Source organism: Acetobacter sp. DmW_043 (genome assembly GCF_002153485.1).
In the GTDB taxonomy this organism is placed as follows: domain Bacteria; phylum Pseudomonadota; class Alphaproteobacteria; order Acetobacterales; family Acetobacteraceae; genus Acetobacter; species Acetobacter thailandicus.
The window spans coordinates 1-518 of sequence record NZ_JOMN01000086.1 but is presented as its reverse complement, the minus strand read 5'-3'; the positions used below and the strand labels follow the sequence as shown (position 1 = coordinate 518).

At 58.9% G+C, this 518-nt stretch carries 1 protein-coding gene; it reads left to right on the top strand.

Annotated elements, in window-relative coordinates:
• The coding region (locus HK11_RS11810) for a MobA/MobL family protein (RefSeq protein WP_158092831.1) at positions 1–518 on the top strand (518 nt) is incomplete at both ends.

The following is a 518-nucleotide window of genomic DNA, read 5'->3' as shown; positions in this document are numbered from 1 at the left end:
TCAGAGATCCTGCTGCCCGATGGCGCACCGGAACGGTTTCTCGACCGGTCTGTTCTGTGGAACGAAGTCGAAGCAATTGAAAAGCGTAAGGATGCCCAGCTTGCCCGCGAGGTGGAGTTTTCACTCCCGCGCGAGATGACTCAGGCACAGGGGATCGCGCTGGCACAGGATTTTGTGCGGGAGCAGTTCGTGGACCGTGGCATGGTGGCCGATCTCAATGTGCATTGGGATATTGGTGAGGACGGGCTGGCAAAGCCCCATGCGCATGTGATGCTGTCCACGCGGTCATTGGATGAGAACGGGTTTGGTGCAAAAGAGCGCTCCTGGAATGACAAAGAACTCCTGCTGACATGGCGGGAGCGATGGGCCTCGCTTGTCAATGAACGGCTGGCGGAGCTGGATCTGGATGTGCGGATTGACCATCGGTCCTTTGCAGAGCAGGGGATTGATCTTGAGCCGCAGAACAAAATCGGTCCGGCCGGGATGCGCCGCGAAGAGCGGGGAGAGGATGCTGAGCG